At 35.9% G+C, this 791-nt stretch carries 1 protein-coding gene; it reads right to left on the bottom strand.

All coding sequences use genetic code 11. The features are described from left to right. Positions 1 to 37 precede the first annotated feature (37 nt). Positions 38 to 791, bottom strand: a 754-nt coding sequence (locus tag ACFSY7_RS10300) for an IS3 family transposase (RefSeq protein ID WP_380147772.1), incomplete at its 5' end; no start/stop codon positions are given.

The raw sequence follows: 791 nt of genomic DNA, 5'->3' as shown, positions 1-791 counted from the left end.
TGAAGTGACCCCTAATTGTTAGACACGGTTATTTTGTTTAAGCAGCTTGTATAAAATGAGTTCGGTATTGTACCGGGCTCATTTTTAATTTTGCCTTAATTCGTTTTGTGTTGTAATAATTTATATATTTCTTTAGTTCTTCTTTAAATTGATCGACACTTTCAAATTCCTTTAGGTAGAGAAATTCTGATTTCATAATGCCAAAGAAATTCTCCATCACGGAATTATCATGACAATTTCCTTTACGAGACATACTTTGTACGATGTCCCTTGATTGAAGCGCATCACGATATGGCTTCATTTGATAATGCCATCCTTGATCAGAATGCATCAGTAGTTGGTGCTCTTCTGGTAAACGCTCTAAAGCCTTTTCTAACATCTCTGAAACTAAAGAATACGTTGGTCTAGAGCCGATTGTATAGGTAATAATTTCACCATTAAACAAGTCTAAAACAGGTGATAAATAAAGCTTCTCTCCAAATAGTTTAAACTCCGTAATATCCGTTACCCACTTCTCATTTGGCGCTTCAGCTTTAAAATGACGATTTAAAATGTTTGGCGCAATTTTACCAACTGTTCCTTTATAAGATTTATATTTTTTCATACGCACCATGCATTTTAAGCCTAAGGCTTTCATAAGACGTTGAACCTTTTTATGATTCACTTTTTGACCGCGATTCGCGAGCTCATCGCGAATTCGACGATAGCCGTAACGACCTTCATGTTCGTTATAAATCGCTTGAATATCCTCTTTTAACTTGGCATCTGGATCCGGTCGATTCATCTTCTTG

Source organism: Kurthia populi, from assembly GCF_042686175.1.
GTDB classification, from domain to species: domain Bacteria; phylum Bacillota; class Bacilli; order Bacillales_A; family Planococcaceae; genus Kurthia; species Kurthia populi.
The sequence above is the reverse complement of the archived record's forward strand: the minus strand, read 5'-3'. Positions and strand labels throughout refer to the sequence as shown.